This window comes from Mesorhizobium sp. M0998, assembly GCF_040318885.1.
Lineage (GTDB): Bacteria > Pseudomonadota > Alphaproteobacteria > Rhizobiales > Rhizobiaceae > Mesorhizobium.
Genome location: NZ_JAMYND010000072.1, coordinates 1 through 16,717 on the forward strand (window position 1 = coordinate 1; position 16,717 = coordinate 16,717).

Sequence of the window (16,717 nt, forward strand, 5' to 3'; positions counted from 1 at the left end):
CGTTCCTTTCTGACCCATTCGGCAGCGAAAGTCATAAGACAAGCAATTCCAGGAAGTGTGAACGGCTTTCCGTCCGGAATTGCGTCAAAACAAAGAGATAGAGCGGTTCAGCGTTCCCGCGAAACGATGAAGCGTTCAAGCATCGCACGGCGAGCGCATTCGGCTTTCGCGGAACCGACGTCAGCCGGACGCCTGCACGACAGTGCTAGATATGGGTCTAGCCAATCAGCACGCGTGGCTCGAAGCGACCATTGACTGGAATGTCGAGCATGAATGTCATGCCGGCTTGCGGGTCGAGCAGGCGCTGCTTCTCGCTCTTGCCCGACCAGGCGGAGGTGACCGCCAGCCGGTCGGCGTTCCTGCCGACGAAAGCTGGACAGGACGGCTGCGTCGCCGGCATCGCCACCGAACGGATAAGCTTGCCGTCGGGTCCATAGGCTTCGACGACGCTGCCGCCCCAGCAGGCGTTCCACAATATGCCGTCGCGGTCGAGCACCGAACCATCGATATAGCCCTTGGCCGAACGGTGATCGACGAAGACCTTCGGTTCGCCAACCGGCAGTCCGGTCGCCGGATCGCAGCCGACGCGCATCAACAGGCCGGTGCTGGTGTCGGTGTAATAGGCAATGGTCCCATCCTCGGAAAAGCAGATCGAGTTGGGCACAGTGATGTCGGCATAAAGCCGGCGCAGCTCGCCCTTGAAGAACCAGTAGATCGAACCGGCACCCTTCTCCTCGCCCTTGCCCATGGTGCCGACCCACAGCGCGCCGCAAGGGTGAACGCGTGAATCGTTCGAGCGGGTGACCGTATTGTCGGCCTCGATCGGCGTGTGCAGCGTCAGCTTGCCGGTCGCGACGTCGCGGACATGCAGGCCGGTCTCGGTGGCGATCAGCTGGCGTTGGTCGTCGATGATGCAGATGGCGCTGGCCATCTGACCGAGCTGGTGGATTTTGACAGCACCGCCCGACAGGCGCTGTTCGAGGAGCTGGCCGTTGACGATGTCGAACCAGTAGAGCCTGTCGGTGGCAGGGTCATAGCTTGGTCCCTCGCCGAGTTGGCAGACATGGTCGGAAAAAACCGAAACAATGGTCTCGCTCATCATGCCGCTCCAAACGCCGCGTCCCAGGCCTGAACTGCGGCTTTCGCTCGCGCTGCCACTTCGTCGACGCTCATGCCCGGCTTGAAGAGGCTGGAGCCAAGACCGAAGACGCTGACGCCGGCTGCCTTGTAGCCGGCAAAATCCTTATCTGAAACGCCGCCGACCGCGCCGACCAGCACACTGGCCGGCAGCACCGCGCGCATCGCCGAAATGCCTGCCGCGCCAAGCACGCTCGCCGGGAAGAATTTCAATGCCGAGGCGCCGAGCCGGATTGCTTGAAATGCCTCGGTCGGCGTGAACACGCCGGGCATCGTCACCATGCCGTAGTGCATGGCCCGGCCCATGACCTCGGCATCGATATTGGGGCTGACCAGCAGCCGCCCGCCGGCCTTGTGCAGGCCGTCGACATCGGCGGCGCTGAGCACCGTGCCGGCACCGACCAAGGCTGTTGGAGGAAGCGCTCCGACAATGCTGGCGATGGAGGCGTAAGGATCGGGCGAGTTGAGCGGCACCTCGATCGCTTCGATACCGGCGCCGAAGATCGCCCGGCCGATCGCCACCGCCTCGCTTGGCTTGAGGCCACGCAGGATGGCGACCAGACCCCGCTCGAGCTTTGGAAAAGGTGCGGTTTCGGTCATGCGGCAACTCCATTTCCAGCGATCATGCCATTTTCGCGCGCGGCTTCAGCAAGACCGGCACGCACCGCCTCGTCGGCGTCGACCACCCTGACCGCGAGCCCGGCAAGGCCGAGGGCGTCGGCATAGAGCTTGCCGAGTGCGCCCGACGCGATCAGCACGACGGGCACGGCACTCGCCCCATAACGGCGACTTGCCGAAGCGATCTCGCCGCCGATCAGCAGGCCGGACAGGCAGGCGGCGGCATCCTCGGGCTTCAGATCCTGCAGCAGGCTGGCGGCGCGGATCGAGAACAGTCTTGAACCGATGTCACCGCCTTCGGCCAACGCCTTCAGGCACCACTCCCGGAAAAATGGATTTTCGGCGGCAACCGGCTTCGGCGGCTCGCCCAGCGAATGGCGCAGGATCGAGTGCGCGGCCAGCACCGAAAACAGCTCGCCGGTCGGCCAGGTGCCGAAACCGGCAACAGAGCCGTCCTCGACCAGCACCCATTTCGAATGGGTGCCAGGCATGCAGACGAGATGGCGTCCCTTTGCCGGCAAACCGGCGCCGGCAAGCTGCGTCTCCTCGCCGCGCATGACATCCGGGGCGTCGGCCAGACGCTGGGCAAGGCCGGGCACGATGCGGATGTCGCGGCGCTGGCCGGGAATGCGGGCAGCGCCGGCGAGAATAGCGCCGATCGGCGCCGGCACGCTGACATAGGGTGCCTCCAGCCAGCCCTGGCGCGAACCGGCCATGCCGCAAATGATGACCGGCAGCGCCTCGGGAGCACCCATGGCGGCCAGATGCCCTTCGAGAATGGACGAAAATCCTTTAGCCTGGGCGGTGATCAGCCCGTCATCGCCGCGCCGCTCGGCGAGAACCTTGCCAGTGCCGTCGAGCAGCCATACCCTCATGCGGGTGGTGCCCCAGTCGACGGCCGCGACGGAAGCTGCTTTGCTCGATGAGATCACAGGAACCCCCCATCGACGATCAGCATCTGCGCGGTCAGCATGCGTGAGGCATCCGACGCCAGGAACAGCACAGTGCCGACAATGTCTTCCGGCTGCATCACCTCTTTGATGCACTGTTTGGCGACATGAGCGGCGAGCGCTTCTTCGGTGACCCAGAGCTTTCTCTGCCGCTCGGTGATCACCCAGCCGGGCGCGATCGCGTTGACGCGAATGCCGTCGACGCCGAGCTTGCCGGCAAGACCCTTGGTGAGGCCGACGATGCCGGCCTTGGCGGCGGTATAGGCCGGCATGTCGGGATGGTTGATGAGAAACGAGGTCGAGGTGAAGTTGATGATCGAGCCGCCGCCGGCCCGCTTCATGCCCGGCGCCACCGCCTGTGCGCTGAAGAAATGCGGGCGCAAGTTGATGGCATGATTGTTGTCCCAGAACTCCACCGTGACGTCTTCGACGGCATGACGGTCATCCTGCGCGGCATTGTTGACCAGCACCGTCACGTCGCCATGCGCCTCTGCAGCTTTGCCCGCCGATAGCCGCAACGCCTCGATGTCGCGTATGTCGGTCTTGAGATAGAGCGGCCGCCGACCCAGCTCCTTCTCTAACCGATCGGCCAGCGCCAGGCTCGCACGGTCGGCAATATCGATGAAGGCGACGTTTGCCCCCTGGCGGACAAAGCCTTCTGTCAAGGCAGCACCAATGCCGGAGCCGCCGCCGGTGATCAGCACCGAAGCGCCTTCGAGGTCGGCAAAGCGTGCCGATGGCATCATGAAATTCTCTCCCGGTCCAATGATCGCGGTCGGCCGGCGCGCATCCTATCCAGCCGTGTCGGGCGGGCAAGGGCGAAAGAGTGGATTGTCAGGACTTATGTCCGACAAAAGGCCGCACGGGCCGCCGATCGATCAGCTGCCCAGCCGGACGCGGTACAATTCGACGGCGGCTCCGCTGGTCCCGGCAACCGGCTCAAGCCATTCCGGCACGCTGCCGCGCATCAGCCCGGCAAGAAAGCCTGCCGGCGCCTTGGCTGCGAGGAGCTTGCTTTCGGCGCTGCCGGGGCACAGCGCGACGAGGCCGACGTGATGATCCGCCAGGATGGTCCTGGCATCGGCATCGGACCCAAGGAAGGCATCGAGCGCCAACAGGTTGCCGGCGACGTTGCGATGATAGGGCCCGGCGAAGACGCGATGTCCGGAATAGGCCAGGATCGGCGATCCGAGATTGGAAATTGCCAGTATGGTGGTGCCTGGCAGGCGGCCAAGCGCCGCAAAGGAGGCCATGCGCTGGCAAGCGACATCGGCGCCGTCGCCATTATCCGCCGTGGTGTTGCTGTCGTCGAAGGCTACCGAGGTCGCCGCGGCAGCCCCAGTCCAGACCGCATTCACCGAAACCAGCCAGACGGCAGCCATGCGCAGCGCCACACCGCGCGACGCGCTGGCCTCGGCCCGTTGACGCCATTTGGCAATCCAGGCGGCAAGCGGGATGACGGCGAAGGCGATCGAGAATGTCGAACCGCGTACCTGCCAGGCGCTGACGATGAAGGCCACGACAAGCAGCGCGCCGACAAGGCTGTCCTGCCGCCGCCAGCCACCGCGGCCAAGGCGAAGCGCCATCAGCATGAGCGCAATGAGCGGCGTGGCATAGCGCGCCACCACCCCGGCCGGATCTTCAGTGAGCAGCTTGAACAGCGACTGCGCCTCGTCGATGTGATCAAGCCATAGCTCCTTGAGGCGCGGATCGAGGTTGGCGTAGGGCGCTGCCAGGCATTGTGGGAACAACAAGACGACGACAGCGCCCAATAACAGGGCAAGCAGGCCAAGTGAGGCGATGCGCCATTGGCGCGTGCGGCCGGCGGGCTCGACCGACGCTATCGCCGCAAGGCCGGTTCCGGCAATCGCCGCGACGACGAACTGCACGGCCGAGAAGGCGTCGCATTGCGCCTGACCCCAGGCAGACGGCGCAATGGTGGCGACAAAGACGAGAGCGGACACGCCGGCAAAGCCGAGGCCGAAATCCCGGGCGATCAGCCTCTCGCCATTGGCGCCGAGGGCGAACAGTATGGCAACAGAGGCGCCGATGGTGGCCACATAAGGCGCGGTCTCCATGCCGACGGCCAGCATCAATCCGGCGCACAGGCCGGAGAGCAATGCCGCCGGCCTGCGCGTTGGCGCTTCAAGCAACAGGCTCAGACTGGCCATGCTCAGCATCAGCTGGATATTGTGGTGATCGAGCGCGCCAGGCGAAAAAATGCCGAGGAAATACAGTGCGGCAGCGCCGATCACGACAGCGGGCAGCACGGCGCTGTCACCGGCAAAGCTGCGCGCGGCGCGAGCCGTGAAAAATACGGTCAGGCAGAAGAGCAGCGCCGGCCACAGCACTTGCGCAACATTCTCGGCAAAGGCCGCGCTGCCGGTCAGGGCCGATACGGCGATGATGATGGCGGCGATCGGCGCATCGACCAGCCGCGACCAATGCATGACGAAACCGCCTTCCAGGCCCATCCTGTACTGGTGGAGATCGAACCACCTTTGGCCGGCCAGCATGTCGCGAACTTCGACGAGGCGCAGCAGATTGTCGTTGTCGCCGCCGGCATTGGTCAGTGCCGGGAAGCCGGCAAAGGCATTGACGGTAAGCGCCAGCGCCGTGGCAAGCAGCGCCAGCGCGATATCGGACCTCCAAATGGAGGCGCCATCGTCGGCTGTGCTCATATCGGGACCTTTGGAAGGAATACGGTGCGGTTTAAACCTAGCCTTAACAGCTTCAATAAATAGTAAAGCCGCCCGAGCGAGGCCGGCGTTTGAGCGGTCAGGGGCCTTACAGGGCATCCGGAGACGAAAATGCCACAAGAAGTGCGCCATGAGCCGAGCATCGCCGTGCTCCTGCCTTGCTACAATGAGGAGCTGACGATCGGCGAAGTGGTGCGGCGCTTTCGCGAAACGCTGCCTGCCGCCGCGATCTATGTCTACGACAACAATTCGCGCGACCTGACGGCGCTCCGAGCCCGCGCCGCCGGCGCCATCGTGGTGCGCGAGCCGCGCCAGGGCAAAGGCAATGTCGTGCGCCGCATGTTCGCCGACATCGAGGCCGACATCTACCTGATGGCCGACGGCGACGGCACCTATGCGCCGGAGGACGCGCCGCAACTGATCAACACGCTGCTGACCGAGCGCTCCGACATGGTGGTGGGCACCAGGCGCGGCGTCGCCAACGACGCCGGCAGGACAGGCCACGCCTTCGGCAACCGCATCTTCAACAGCCTCTACAAACGTTTGTTTGGCTCGGACTTTACCGATATCTTCTCGGGTTACCGCGCCTTCACCAGGCGCTTCGTCAAGAGTTTTCCCGCCGTTTCCGGCGGTTTCGAGATCGAGACCGAAATGTCGGTGCACGCCTCGCAGCTCAAATTGCCGGTCAGCGAGATCGGCCTCGACTATGGCCGCCGGCCGGAAGGCTCCTCGTCGAAGCTGTCGACCTTTCGCGACGGCGCGAAGATCCTGTGGATGTTCGCCATGCTGATGAAGGAGACGCAGCCGCTGCGTTTCTTCGGCGCTTTTTCGGTGTTCTTCCTGGCATCAAGCCTGTTTCTGATGGCCCCGGTGCTGATCGAGTTCGCCGAAACCGGGCTTGTGCCGCGCATGCCGACGTGGGTGCTGTCGGTCGGGCTGCTGCTGCTGTCGATGCTGGCGGCGGTGACCGGGGTAATCCTCGACTCGGTGTCGCGCGGCCGGGCCGAGCAGAAGCGCATCTTCTATCTGTCGATGCCTTCCGGCCGCGTCGAACGCGAACGCGCAAGTGCGCTCGCGACTTTGAAGACCGGACCGCGCAAGACCCCGCGGGCGGCTTAGAGCCCTAAATGGGACGCCTCGCCCGCTTCATTGTCGCCGGCGGTATCGGCTTCGTCGCCGACGCGGCGGCGCTTTGGCTGGTGTTGGCGATAGCGCCGCTTGGCCCCTTCGCGGCTCGCATCATCTCGATCGGTTTTGCCTTGTCCGCCACCTGGCTGATCAATCGCCATCTGACCTTCTCGCCTTCCAGCCGCGGCGTCGCGCAAGAGGGCGCACGCTATGGCGGCGTCGGCATCGCCACCAGCCTCGTCAATTATCTCGTCTATTGCGCCATGCTGTTCGCGCTGCCGATGGTGCCGCCGCTCGTCGCCCTTGCGGTCGCCTCGCTGGTTGCCATGGCGCTGTCCTTCCTCGGCTATTCCAAGCTGGTCTTCGACCGCTGAACGCACATCGCATTGGGGTCTGCGCCAGAAGCGCAGCCTCATCATGACCTTGGCCGATTGGCAGAGGCCGCCGATTTCCTTATATCGCTCTCGTCGATGCATCGGCCCGAAAAATCGGAATCGATTTTCGGAAAGCGCGATGCATGGATTCAAAGTGTTGGAGCGTATGTGCGTCCGGGTGGACGCACGTTCGTTGCAACTGCGCCGGAGAGCACCCATGCCCCTGAAAGTCGCCGTCCAGATGGACCACATCTCTACCGTGTCGATTGCCGGCGACACGTCGTTTGCGCTGTCGCTGGAAGCGCAGCGGCGCGGGCACCAGCTGTTCCACTACACGCCCGACCGGCTGTCGCTGCGCGAAGGCAAGGTGTTTGCCCGTATCGAGGCGATGCAGGTCCGCGACGAGAAGGGCAACCATTATTCGCTGGGCGAGAAGGTGCGCACCGATCTTGCGGAGATGGACGTCATCCTTTTGCGGCAGGATCCGCCCTTCGACATGAACTACATCACCACCACGCATATCCTCGAGCGCATCCATCCGAAGACGCTGGTGGTCAACGACCCGGCCTGGGTGCGCAACAGCCCGGAAAAGATCTTCGTCACCGAATTTCCCGACCTGATGCCGGACACGCTGATCACCAAGGACCCGCTCGAGGTCGCCGCCTTTCGCAAGGAGTTCGGCGATATCATCGTCAAGCCGCTCTACGGCAATGGCGGCGCCGGCATCTTTCACCTGCACGAGGCCGACCGCAACCTCGCCTCGCTGCTCGAAATGTTCGGCCAGTTGTTCCGCGAACCCTACATCGTGCAGCGCTACCTCAAGGAGGTGCGGGGTGGCGACAAGCGCATCATCCTGATTGACGGCGAGCCTGTCGGCGCCATCAACCGCGTGCCGGCCGAGCATGATTCGCGCTCCAACATGCATGTCGGCGGCCGCGCCGAAAAGACCGAATTGACGGAACGCGAACGCGAGATCTGCGCCCGCATCGGCCCCGCGCTGAAAGAGCGCGGCTTCATCCTCGTCGGCATCGACGTCATCGGCGACTACATGACCGAGATCAACGTGACCTCACCGACCGGCATACGCGAAGTGCAGCGCTTCGGCGGCGCCGACATCGCCAGCCTGTTCTGGGATGCCGTGGAGAAGAAGCGCAACTAGCGTACATTGCTTCTGGAAGCGGCCGCGTTGCAAACCATTGCAGCCGTGGCGCTCAGCTGTTCCCCAAATGTTCTTGCCTTCGCCGGTAATCTGTGGTTGTCTCCGGTGACGCCGTTCGCGGCATGATCGCAAAGGCTTGGGGCAAAGCCTGCATCCGGGGTGAAGACATGGTGGCGCGGGTTCGCACGGTTGCTTTCCAGGGCATTGAGGCCGTGCCGGTCGACGTGCAGGTGATGATCGCGCCGGGCAAGGTCAACATGCACATCGTCGGGCTGGCCGACAAGGCTGTCGCCGAAAGCCGCGAGCGGGTGCAGGCAGCGCTGCATGCATCCGGCCTGTCGATGCCGTCGAAGAAGGTCACCGTCAATCTGGCGCCGGCCGACCTGCCCAAGGAAGGCAGCCACTACGATCTGCCGATCGCCCTCGGGCTGATGGCGGCGCTCGGCGCCATTCCGGGCGACATGCTGGCCGGCTATGTCGTGCTTGGCGAATTGTCGCTCGACGGCACCATTGCCGCGGTGGCCGGCGCGCTGCCGGCGGCGATCGGCGCCAATGCCGAAGGCAAGGGCTTGATCTGCCCGTTCGCCTGCGGGCCGGAAGCGGCGTGGGCCGGCAAGGATTTCGACATATTGGCGCCGCGCAGCCTGATCGCCATCGCCAATCATTTTCGCGGCACGCAGGTTCTGTCGCGGCCGGAAGCCGGCATCCATGCCGCGGCGCGCGACCTGCCCGATCTCGCCGATATCAAGGGCCAGGAGACCGCCAAGCGGGCGCTGGAGGTGGCGGCCGCCGGCGGCCACAATCTTTTGATGGTCGGACCGCCGGGGTCGGGAAAGTCGATGCTGGCGCAGCGGCTGCCGTCGATCCTACCGCCGCTGGCGCCCAGGGAATTGCTCGAAGTCTCGATGATCGCCTCGGTGGCCGGCGAACTCGGCGAAGGAAAACTCACCGACCGGCGGCCGTTCCGCGCGCCACATCATTCGGCCTCGATGGCGGCGATGGTCGGCGGCGGTCTGCGCGTGCGGCCGGGCGAGGCCTCGCTTGCCCATCACGGCGTGCTGTTCCTCGACGAGTTCCCCGAATTCTCGCCGCAGGCGCTCGATGCACTGCGCCAGCCGCTCGAGACCGGCGACTGCATGATCGCGCGCGCCAATCATCGCGTCACCTATCCGGCGCGTATCCAGCTGGTCGCGGCGATGAACCCGTGCCGTTGCGGCATGGCCGGCGAGCCGGGCTATCGCTGCCTGCGCGGCGATCGCTGTCGCACCGACTACCAGGCGCGCATTTCCGGCCCGCTGCTCGATCGCATCGATCTCAGGATCGAGGTGCCGGCGGTCTCGGCCAGCGATTTGATCCGGCCGGACCGGGCCGAGAAAAGTGCCGCCGTCGCACTACGTGTTGCCCGCGCCCGTACGATCCAGCGCGAGCGCTTCGAGCGGCTCGGCGCGACCGCCACCACCAACGCCCATTGCTCGCCGTCAGTCATCGAGGAGATCGCCATGCCCGATGCCGCCGGCCTGTCGCTGCTCAGGGACGCCAGCGAAAAGCTCGGCTTTTCCGCACGAGCCTATCACCGCGTCTTGAAGGTGGCGCGGACCCTGGCCGATCTCGAGGCCAGCGAGACGGTCGGCCGCATCCATCTGGCCGAAGCGATTTCCTATCGCATGAGTTCGGAACGGATGGCGCAGGCGGCGTGACGTTCCCCTCCCCCTTGAGGGGAGGGTGGCCGCGAAGCGGCCGGGTGGGGTCGCCGGTGAGACGCTCGGCCTGTCGCATTTCGAAACCGACCGAGGTGCGGAGCGTTGCGATGCTCCTCCTAAGGCGCACCGTCAGAATTGGGTTGGCGCACTGCGTTGGCGACCCCACCCGGCCCTTCGGGCCACCCTCCCCTCAAGGGGGAGGGGGGACGCCGGCGCTTACCCTTGGCCGGCGTGCATCGTGCTTTCGGTTCAGCCGTTATCCCGCGCCTTCAGCTCCAGCCGCCGTGCGTGCAGCACTGGCTCGGTGTAGCCGTTGGGCTGGATGCGGCCTTTGAAGACCAGGTCGCAGGCGGCGAGGAAGGCGATGGACTTGTCGAAATCCGGCGCCATCGGCCGGTAGAGCCGATCGCCTTCGTTCTGGCGGTCGACGATCGCCGCCATGCGTTTCATCGTCTCCATGACCTGCTCGGGCGTGCAGACGCCGTGATGCAGCCAGTTGGCGATGTGCTGCGAGGAGATGCGCAGCGTGGCGCGGTCCTCCATCAGGCCGACGTCGTTTATGTCAGGCACTTTCGAACAGCCGACGCCCTGGTCGATCCAGCGCACGACATAGCCCAGAATGCCTTGCGCATTGTTGTCGAGTTCCTTCTGGACGTCTTCAGGCGACCAGTTCGGCCGCCTTGCTACCGGCACCGACAGGATGTCGTCCAGTTTCGCCTTGGGCCGGCTCTTCAGCGCCGCCTGGACGGCGTGGACATCGACCTTGTGGTAGTGCGTGGCGTGCAGTGTCGCCGCCGTCGGCGACGGCACCCAGGCGGTGTTGGCGCCGGCCTTGGGATGCGCGATTTTCTCGGCCAGCATCGCCGCCATCAGGTCGGGCATCGCCCACATGCCCTTGCCTATCTGGGCGTGGCCGGCCAACCCACATTCCAGCCCGATGTCGACGTTCCAGGCTTCGTAGGCGGCAATCCAGGCGGCCTGCTTCATGTCGCCCTTGCGGATCATCGGGCCGGCCTCCATCGAGGTGTGGATCTCGTCGCCGGTGCGATCGAGGAAGCCGGTGTTGATGAAGACGACGCGTTCTTTCGCGGCGCGGATCGCCTCCTTGAGGTTGACGGTGGTGCGCCGCTCCTCGTCCATGATGCCCATCTTGATGGTGTTTTTGGGCACGCCGAGCAGCGCTTCGACGCGGTCGAAAATCTCGACGGCGAAGGCAACTTCGTCGGGCCCGTGCATCTTGGGCTTTACGATGTACATCGAGCCGGTGCGAGAATTGGCGCGGCGCCCGTTCACGCCGACGTCATGCAGCGCGATCAGCGCCGTCAGCGCCGCATCCATAATGCCTTCCGGCACCTCGTTGCCGTCGCGGTCTGATATCGCCGGATTGGTCATAAGGTGGCCGACATTCCTGACCAGCATCAGCGAGCGGCCGGGCAAGGTCAGCGTGCCGCCATCGGGCGCGGTATAGGTGCGGTCGGGGTTGAGCCTGCGGACAAAGTTCTTGCCGGCCTTGGTGATCTCCTCCGCCAAGTCGCCCTTCATCAGGCCGAGCCAGTTGCGGTAGACCAGCACCTTGTCCTGCGCATCCACTGCGGCGATCGAATCCTCGCAGTCCTGGATGGTGGTCAGTGCCGATTCCAGCACGACATCGGCAATGCCGGCCGGATCGGTGCGGCCGATCTGGTTGTTGCGGTCGATGACGATTTCGATGTGCAGGCCGTTCTTGGTGAGCAGCACGGCTTCGGGGTCGGCGGCATCGCCGCGATAGCCGGCAAACTGTCTGAGGTCGGCAAGCGTGGTGGCGCCGGCACCCTCGCCGAGCCGCAATATGCCGTTGGCGACCGAAAGCCCGTTGACGCCGGCCCATTTGCCTGTGGTGAGCGGCACCGCCTCGTCGAAGAAGCTTTTCACCCAGGCGACGACCTTGGCACCGCGCGCCGGATTGAATTTGTTGCCTCGCTCGGCGCCGGCCGTCTCCGGGATAGCGTCGGTGCCGTAGAGCGCATCGTACAGCGAGCCCCAGCGCGCATTGGCGGCGTTCAGCGCATAACGCGCGTTCATCACCGGCACCACCAGCTGCGGCCCGGCAACCGAAGCGATTTCCGGGTCGACATTTTCGGTGGTCACGCTGAACGCCGGCCCCTCGGGCAGCAGATAGCCGATCTCGCGGAGGAACGTCTTGTAGGCCTCCATGTCGACGGGCGCGCCATTGTCGCGATACCAGCGGTCGAGCTTGTCCTGCATGGCATCACGCTTTTCGAGCAGCGCCCGATTTTTTGGCGAGAGATCATGGACGATCGCCGAAAAACCGTTCCAGAATGCCTCCGCCTCGATGCCGGTGCCCGGCATCGCTTCGTTCACGACGAAATCATGAAGCTCGCGGGCAATCCGCAATCCGGCGATCTCGACGCGATCGGTCATCAGGGCTTCTCCAGACGAAAGGCTAGGCCGGGCCTTTGGCATGTCACGGTGGCAGGGTCAATTCAGCTCAGGGTGAAGGTAGGGCGTTTTCGCTGCCGATCTCCCCCTTGAGGAGGGCGATTACGCGCTCACACCGCAATCCTTGGCCGTCCCGACGCCACCGCCACGACGTGCGCCTCGATGAACATGCGCTGGCCCTCTACGGTGGAGACGCGGTATTCGCTGGCGATTTCGATCTCGGCGCTGTCGGTGCCGGCGTCCTTCGCCCGCCCGGCGGCAATCGCCCGCACATCCTTCTCCGCCGCGGCGATTGCCGCCGCCTCGTCGTTGAAATCGCGCACGCTTTCGCCTGAGGCGACGCGGAATAGCCCTTCCTTGGGCTGGCTGACCCGCGCCTCGGCCGATACCCGGACCTGGCCGACGACGGCGCCGAGCGCGTTGGCGACATCGGTATCCTGCGGCACCACGCATCGATTGCCGACCAGCTCGGTCAGGCCGGCATAGTGCAGCGGCGCCGAGGCGCCGAGGCCGATCACCGGACGGTCGAGGGCGACGCTCAAGCGGGCGATGCCGGGATGCGCGTCGACGGCGCGCTGGACCAGGGCATGGGCGACGGTCGCAGCGCCATCCAGCCCGTCCTCGGCAAAGGCGGTTTCGAGGATGACTTCGGCCGACAGGCGGGTCAGCGCGGTCAGCACCCGTTCCGAGATCGCCTCCGGCGAGGCGGCGATGAACTGGCCGCGGCCGTCGCGCCTGCGCGCGAACAGCTCGGCTCCCAGACGCGCCGCGGTCGCATCCCAATTGGCCTGCCTGCCCAGCACATGCGCCGCATCCGACGGCGTGAAGCCGGCGACATGCACCAGCCCGCGCGACACCAGCCGGTTCAAGGTGGCGTTCTGGGCATTCGAGGTCAGCAATCTGTCGAGAGCCTGCGGCACGGCACCGATCAGCTCGTAAAGCTTGGCTTCGGCGCCGGTCAGTCCGGCCGCCAGCCGCTCCGGCACGCCGGTGCGCACCGCCAGCCGACCATCCATGCGGCCGGGGTTGGGCGCGCGCAGCTGGCGTTCGAGCTCTGATGTGACGGCCTCGCCATGCATCAAGCCGGCCAGTGCCAGCGGCACCAGGCGGCGCGGGCCGAGCAGGATCTTCGGGCTGAGCGCGCCGTCCTCCAGCGCCACTTCGGAATCGCCGCCGAGGCCAAAGGTGCGCATGGCGACGGCCTCGACCATGGTGCGGAACCCGCCGACGGTGGCGCCTTCCGGATCGAGCCGCGGCCGGCCCTTGTCGAGCACGGCGACGTCGGTGGTGGTGCCGCCGATATCGGAGACCACGGCATCGTCGATGCCGGTCATGTGGCGGGCACCGACGAGGCTGGCGGCCGGGCCGGACAGGATGGTCTCGATCGGCCGCTGGCGGGCAAAGGCGGCCGAGACCAAAGCGCCGTCGCCGCGCACCACCATCAGCGGGGCGGCGATGTTGCGCGCGGCCAAAAAGCCTTCGGTTGCCGCGACCAGCCGGTCGATCATCGAGATCAGCCTGGCGTTGAGCAAAGTCGTCAGCGCCCGGCGCGGGCCGCCGAGCTTGGCCGACAGTTCGTGGCTGGCGGTGACAGGCAGGCCGGTCCTGTCGCGGATCAGGTTCCGCGCGCTTAGCTCATGCGCCGGGTTGCGGGTGGCGAAATAGGCGCAGACGGCAAAGCCGGACACCGACTTTTCCAGTTCCGGCAAAGCTGCCTCCAGCCCGGACAAATCGAGCTTTGCCGCATTGCCGTGGACATCGTGGCCGCCGGGGCAGAACACCACCGGGTCGGCGCCAAGCGCCGCCTTCAGCCCGTCGCGGGCAAGGTCGCCCTCGGCAAAGCCGATCATCACCAGCGCCACGCGCCCGCCCTGGCCCTCGACCAGCGCATTGGTGGCTAGCGTCGTCGACATCGACACCAGTTTGATCGCTGCCGGGTCGGTGCCGGCCATTTCGAGCACCGCATCGACCGCGCCGGAGATGCCGACCGCCAGATCATGGCGCGTGGTCAGCGCCTTGGCCTTGGCCAGCACCTTGCCGCTTGGCCCGCCGGCCTCCGACCACAGCACGGCGTCGGTATAGGTGCCGCCGGTGTCGATGCCGAGGAACAGGGGTGAGGGTTTGGGCTTGGCGGTCATATTTGGGTCCGGAGAATTCGTCTCCGCCCCTTAGCGGATATGAACGGGCCGATAAAGGCACGAGCGCTGGGCCAACAGGCGATGATCGTGGTGACGGCCAATCTCCCCCCTCGTGGGGGAGATGGCCGGCAGGCCAGAGGGGGGCGCTGTCCCGCCGGCCTTTGCCATGGTTACAGCCGCTCCGGCCGTTCATTCAGACGCACGCCCCAGGCCAGCCGCAATCACAATATGCTGGCAGACATTGTCGATGTCGCGGATGATGTCGTCGTTCCAGAAGCGCAGAACGGTCCAGCCATCCTGTTCCAGGCGCACTGTCCGTGCTTCGTCTCTGGCAACAGCATCGGCTTCGGTATGCTGGGAGCCGTCGACCTCGACGATCAGTTTCTTGTCCGGGCAAGCGAAGTCGACGATGTAACCTGCGATTGGGAATTGACGCCGGAAGCCGAGTCCCATCAGCCGGTGCGCACGAAGCTCGTTCCAGAGCTTCAATTCAGCTGATGTCATGACCTTGCGCATCGATCGCGCATTTGCGCGGTGTTTTGGAGGCAATGGCGTATGAGGCATTGTACTGCTGATATTGGCGCTCTACGGCGCCCCCCTCTGTCCTGCCGGACATCTCCCCCACGAGGGGGGAGATTGGCAACTTTGCCGCCTACCCGACAAACCCCACCTTCTTGTGCGAGCCATCGCAGAACGGCTTGTTGGCGGAGTGGCCGCAGCGGCAGAGGAAGGTGCGTTGCGTGCGGTCGACCGTGTGGCCGGTGCCGGTGACGATTTCGACATTGCCTTCGAGCTTGAGCGGGCCGTTGGTCGTCGGTGTGACGGTCAGCGGGCCATTCCGCACCTCCAGCGCCGGCGTGTCCTTCAGCGCCGGCTCGCCGGTGGCGATGAAGCCAGCCTTGGCGTGGCTGCCATCGCAGAACGGCTTGTTTTCCGAGGCGCCGCAGCGGCACAGCGTGGCGCGGTAAAACGTTTCGCCGCCCAACACGACCTCGGCATGGACGGCAAGCGGACCGTTTTCCCTTATGCGCACAATGTTGACCACCGGCGGCTGTTCCTGCGGCCCGCCATCCTTGCGGACATAGGTGATGGCGCCGGACGGGCAGGCTTCGGCGAGCGCCACGATCTTCTCGACGCTGGCCGCCTCGGGGTGGATCCACTGGCCGGGCGCGTTGGGCACGAAAACATGCGGATCGCCAAGCACGCAGTTGCGCGAATGGATGCAACGTTTTCCCGAAAAGCCGATGTCGATGTTCTCGCCTTCGACCACTGCCATGGGTGGGTCTCCTGTCGGACTACGCTATGGCGACAGTCAGGACGACGTCAAGGCAGCATTCTCCCCCTCGTGAGGGCCGACCTCGGGCGCGGCGGGAAGGGAATTCGCATTTTTGCTCGCAGCACCACATTTTGTTCTTGCTTTGTGCCGGCAGCTATGCTACTAATTTGCGTATGGTGCCAATTGGCTCCAACGACCCGCCCACCGAGGCGGGTTTTTTGTTTCGGCTTTGAATTCCGTTGCCGGCCTGCACTCGCGGGACGGCCCTCTCCCCCCTCGAGGGGGAGATGGCCGCGCAGCGGCCAGAGGGGGTCGGCACGACCGGACTCGGCCTGCTGCTGCAGAACAGGTTGGCGCTCTATGCGCGGCGACCCCCTCTGTCGCCTTTGGCGACATCTCCCCCTCAAGGGGGGAGATCTGCCACGTCACGGAACCAGATCGATTTCCTCGGTCTCGCCGCCACTGCAGGTGTAGCAGCAATCGTCGCACTTTTCCGTATTGCCTGGGCCGACGCCCCAATAGGTGTTCTCGTCGCCGTCGACCCAGGCGCCGTAGCAGATCGATTCGCCGTCACTGCAGGACAGCGGGATCGACTTGGTCTCGCCGTCGTTGAGATAGTAATCCTGATTGTTGCCCGGCCAGACATGATCGCGGTCCTGGCTGTAGAGCTCGACGCGCATGGCGTTCGGATGGCTGTTCTTGATCTCGAAGGTGACATCACCGGCATGCGCGACGGGCGCAAACAGTGCGGCAATGAACAGCCCCGCGGCAATGCGGCGCCCGAAAGCGTAGGACGACATGATGATTTCCCCCCGGAATGAAGCGGCCTGCCCGGCCGCGAGGGGGAACATGGCATGGCGGCGGGATGGGTGGAAGGGGTGCGCCATTTGCACATCGCGAAAGCGCAGCGTTGCCAAGGAAGACCCCTCTCCGGTTTGCTTCGCAAACCACCTCTCCCCACTTCGTGGGGCGAGGAAATGCCAATAGCCGAAGCCTCACAAGACCTGGGTTCCTCGATAGTGATGGGGTGGACGCCCCCTCGACGGCATCGATGTGCCAGAATGGTGGTGTTTGACAGCCACCGTAAGAGAGGGAGCGT

Annotated in this window: 14 protein-coding genes; 4 read left to right on the plus strand and 10 right to left on the minus strand. The window is 65.1% G+C overall.

All coding sequences use genetic code 11. The features are described from left to right. Nucleotides 1-217 precede the first annotated feature (217 nt). The 5 genes from NKH59_RS32105 to NKH59_RS32125 all read right to left on the minus strand — a co-directional run bounded on the left by NKH59_RS32105 (nucleotide 218) and on the right by NKH59_RS32125 (nucleotide 5,386). Complete coding sequence (locus NKH59_RS32105; protein ID WP_353024239.1) at nucleotides 218-1,099, minus strand: SMP-30/gluconolactonase/LRE family protein; 882 nt, start codon at nucleotides 1,097-1,099, stop codon at nucleotides 218-220. Then, a complete protein-coding gene (locus NKH59_RS32110; protein WP_353024241.1) occupies nucleotides 1,099-1,737 on the minus strand; it encodes a 2-dehydro-3-deoxy-6-phosphogalactonate aldolase in 639 nt (212 codons plus the stop codon). The genes NKH59_RS32105 and NKH59_RS32110 overlap by 1 nt, the downstream gene beginning before the upstream one ends. Continuing rightward, nucleotides 1,734-2,684, minus strand: a complete 951-nt coding sequence (locus NKH59_RS32115) for a 2-dehydro-3-deoxygalactonokinase (RefSeq protein WP_502908731.1) — start codon at nucleotides 2,682-2,684, stop codon at nucleotides 1,734-1,736. The genes NKH59_RS32110 and NKH59_RS32115 overlap by 4 nt, the downstream gene beginning before the upstream one ends. Then, nucleotides 2,684-3,451, minus strand: a complete 768-nt coding sequence (locus NKH59_RS32120; protein ID WP_352971585.1) for an SDR family NAD(P)-dependent oxidoreductase — start codon at nucleotides 3,449-3,451, stop codon at nucleotides 2,684-2,686. The genes NKH59_RS32115 and NKH59_RS32120 overlap by 1 nt, the downstream gene beginning before the upstream one ends. Before the next feature lie 132 nt (nucleotides 3,452-3,583). Beyond that, the gene (locus NKH59_RS32125; RefSeq protein WP_353024245.1) at nucleotides 3,584-5,386 is read right to left on the minus strand and encodes a GtrA family protein; all 1,803 of its coding nucleotides are present in this window, start codon (nucleotides 5,384-5,386) and stop codon (nucleotides 3,584-3,586) included. Between the two features lie 129 nt (nucleotides 5,387-5,515). On the opposite strand from NKH59_RS32125, the gene NKH59_RS32130 reads away from it, so the two are divergent. The 4 genes from NKH59_RS32130 (at nucleotide 5,516) to NKH59_RS32145 (ending at nucleotide 9,762) form a co-directional block, all read left to right on the plus strand. After that, nucleotides 5,516-6,523: a glycosyltransferase gene (locus NKH59_RS32130; RefSeq protein WP_352472814.1), complete on the plus strand. Its 1,008-nt coding sequence runs from the start codon at nucleotides 5,516-5,518 to the stop codon at nucleotides 6,521-6,523. 8 nt (nucleotides 6,524-6,531) lie between these two features. Continuing rightward, the gene (locus NKH59_RS32135; protein ID WP_353024247.1) at nucleotides 6,532-6,906 is read left to right on the plus strand and encodes a GtrA family protein; all 375 of its coding nucleotides are present in this window, start codon (nucleotides 6,532-6,534) and stop codon (nucleotides 6,904-6,906) included. A gap of 217 nt (nucleotides 6,907-7,123) precedes the next feature. Further along, nucleotides 7,124-8,065 (plus strand): glutathione synthase, encoded by a 942-nt coding sequence (gene gshB, locus NKH59_RS32140; protein WP_353024250.1) that lies wholly within the window; start codon nucleotides 7,124-7,126, stop codon nucleotides 8,063-8,065. Nucleotides 8,066-8,232: 167 nt separating this feature from the next. After that, nucleotides 8,233-9,762, plus strand: coding sequence for a YifB family Mg chelatase-like AAA ATPase (locus NKH59_RS32145; RefSeq protein WP_023679867.1), 1,530 nt, complete (start codon nucleotides 8,233-8,235; stop codon nucleotides 9,760-9,762). A gap of 252 nt (nucleotides 9,763-10,014) precedes the next feature. On the opposite strand, the gene NKH59_RS32150 is transcribed toward NKH59_RS32145, so the two are convergent. The 5 genes from NKH59_RS32150 to NKH59_RS32170 form a co-directional block, all read right to left on the minus strand. Then, a complete protein-coding gene (locus NKH59_RS32150) occupies nucleotides 10,015-12,186 on the minus strand; it encodes a malate synthase G (protein ID WP_353024252.1) in 2,172 nt (723 codons plus the stop codon). 128 nt (nucleotides 12,187-12,314) lie between these two features. After that, complete coding sequence (locus NKH59_RS32155; RefSeq protein ID WP_353024254.1) at nucleotides 12,315-14,342, minus strand: hydantoinase/oxoprolinase N-terminal domain-containing protein; 2,028 nt, start codon at nucleotides 14,340-14,342, stop codon at nucleotides 12,315-12,317. Nucleotides 14,343-14,531: 189 nt separating this feature from the next. After that, entirely contained in the window at nucleotides 14,532-14,906 is a 375-nt protein-coding gene (locus NKH59_RS32160) for an endonuclease domain-containing protein (protein ID WP_352971601.1), read from the minus strand. A gap of 88 nt (nucleotides 14,907-14,994) precedes the next feature. Then, entirely contained in the window at nucleotides 14,995-15,618 is a 624-nt protein-coding gene (locus NKH59_RS32165; protein WP_353024257.1) for a CDGSH iron-sulfur domain-containing protein, read from the minus strand. Between the two features lie 425 nt (nucleotides 15,619-16,043). Further along, entirely contained in the window at nucleotides 16,044-16,418 is a 375-nt protein-coding gene (locus NKH59_RS32170) for a hypothetical protein (RefSeq protein ID WP_352979547.1), read from the minus strand. Between the last annotated feature and the right edge of the window lie 299 nt (nucleotides 16,419-16,717).

Excerpts from the sequence above, each read along its gene's own strand:
- NKH59_RS32130 (WP_352472814.1), top strand. The coding sequence starts at position 5,516 with ATGCCACAAGAAGTGCGCCATGAGCCGAGCATCGCCGTGCTCCTGCCT.
- NKH59_RS32160 (WP_352971601.1), bottom strand. The coding sequence starts at position 14,906 with ATGCCTCATACGCCATTGCCTCCAAAACACCGCGCAAATGCGCGATCG.
- NKH59_RS32150 (WP_353024252.1), bottom strand. The coding sequence starts at position 12,186 with ATGACCGATCGCGTCGAGATCGCCGGATTGCGGATTGCCCGCGAGCTT.
- NKH59_RS32110 (WP_353024241.1), bottom strand. The coding sequence starts at position 1,737 with ATGACCGAAACCGCACCTTTTCCAAAGCTCGAGCGGGGTCTGGTCGCC.
- NKH59_RS32165 (WP_353024257.1), bottom strand. The coding sequence starts at position 15,618 with ATGGCAGTGGTCGAAGGCGAGAACATCGACATCGGCTTTTCGGGAAAA.
- NKH59_RS32125 (WP_353024245.1), bottom strand. The coding sequence starts at position 5,386 with ATGAGCACAGCCGACGATGGCGCCTCCATTTGGAGGTCCGATATCGCG.
- NKH59_RS32105 (WP_353024239.1), bottom strand. The coding sequence starts at position 1,099 with ATGAGCGAGACCATTGTTTCGGTTTTTTCCGACCATGTCTGCCAACTC.
- NKH59_RS32135 (WP_353024247.1), top strand. The coding sequence starts at position 6,532 with ATGGGACGCCTCGCCCGCTTCATTGTCGCCGGCGGTATCGGCTTCGTC.
- NKH59_RS32120 (WP_352971585.1), bottom strand. The coding sequence starts at position 3,451 with ATGATGCCATCGGCACGCTTTGCCGACCTCGAAGGCGCTTCGGTGCTG.
- NKH59_RS32155 (WP_353024254.1), bottom strand. The coding sequence starts at position 14,342 with ATGACCGCCAAGCCCAAACCCTCACCCCTGTTCCTCGGCATCGACACC.
- NKH59_RS32145 (WP_023679867.1), top strand. The coding sequence starts at position 8,233 with ATGGTGGCGCGGGTTCGCACGGTTGCTTTCCAGGGCATTGAGGCCGTG.
- NKH59_RS32170 (WP_352979547.1), bottom strand. The coding sequence starts at position 16,418 with ATGTCGTCCTACGCTTTCGGGCGCCGCATTGCCGCGGGGCTGTTCATT.
- gshB (WP_353024250.1), top strand. The coding sequence starts at position 7,124 with ATGCCCCTGAAAGTCGCCGTCCAGATGGACCACATCTCTACCGTGTCG.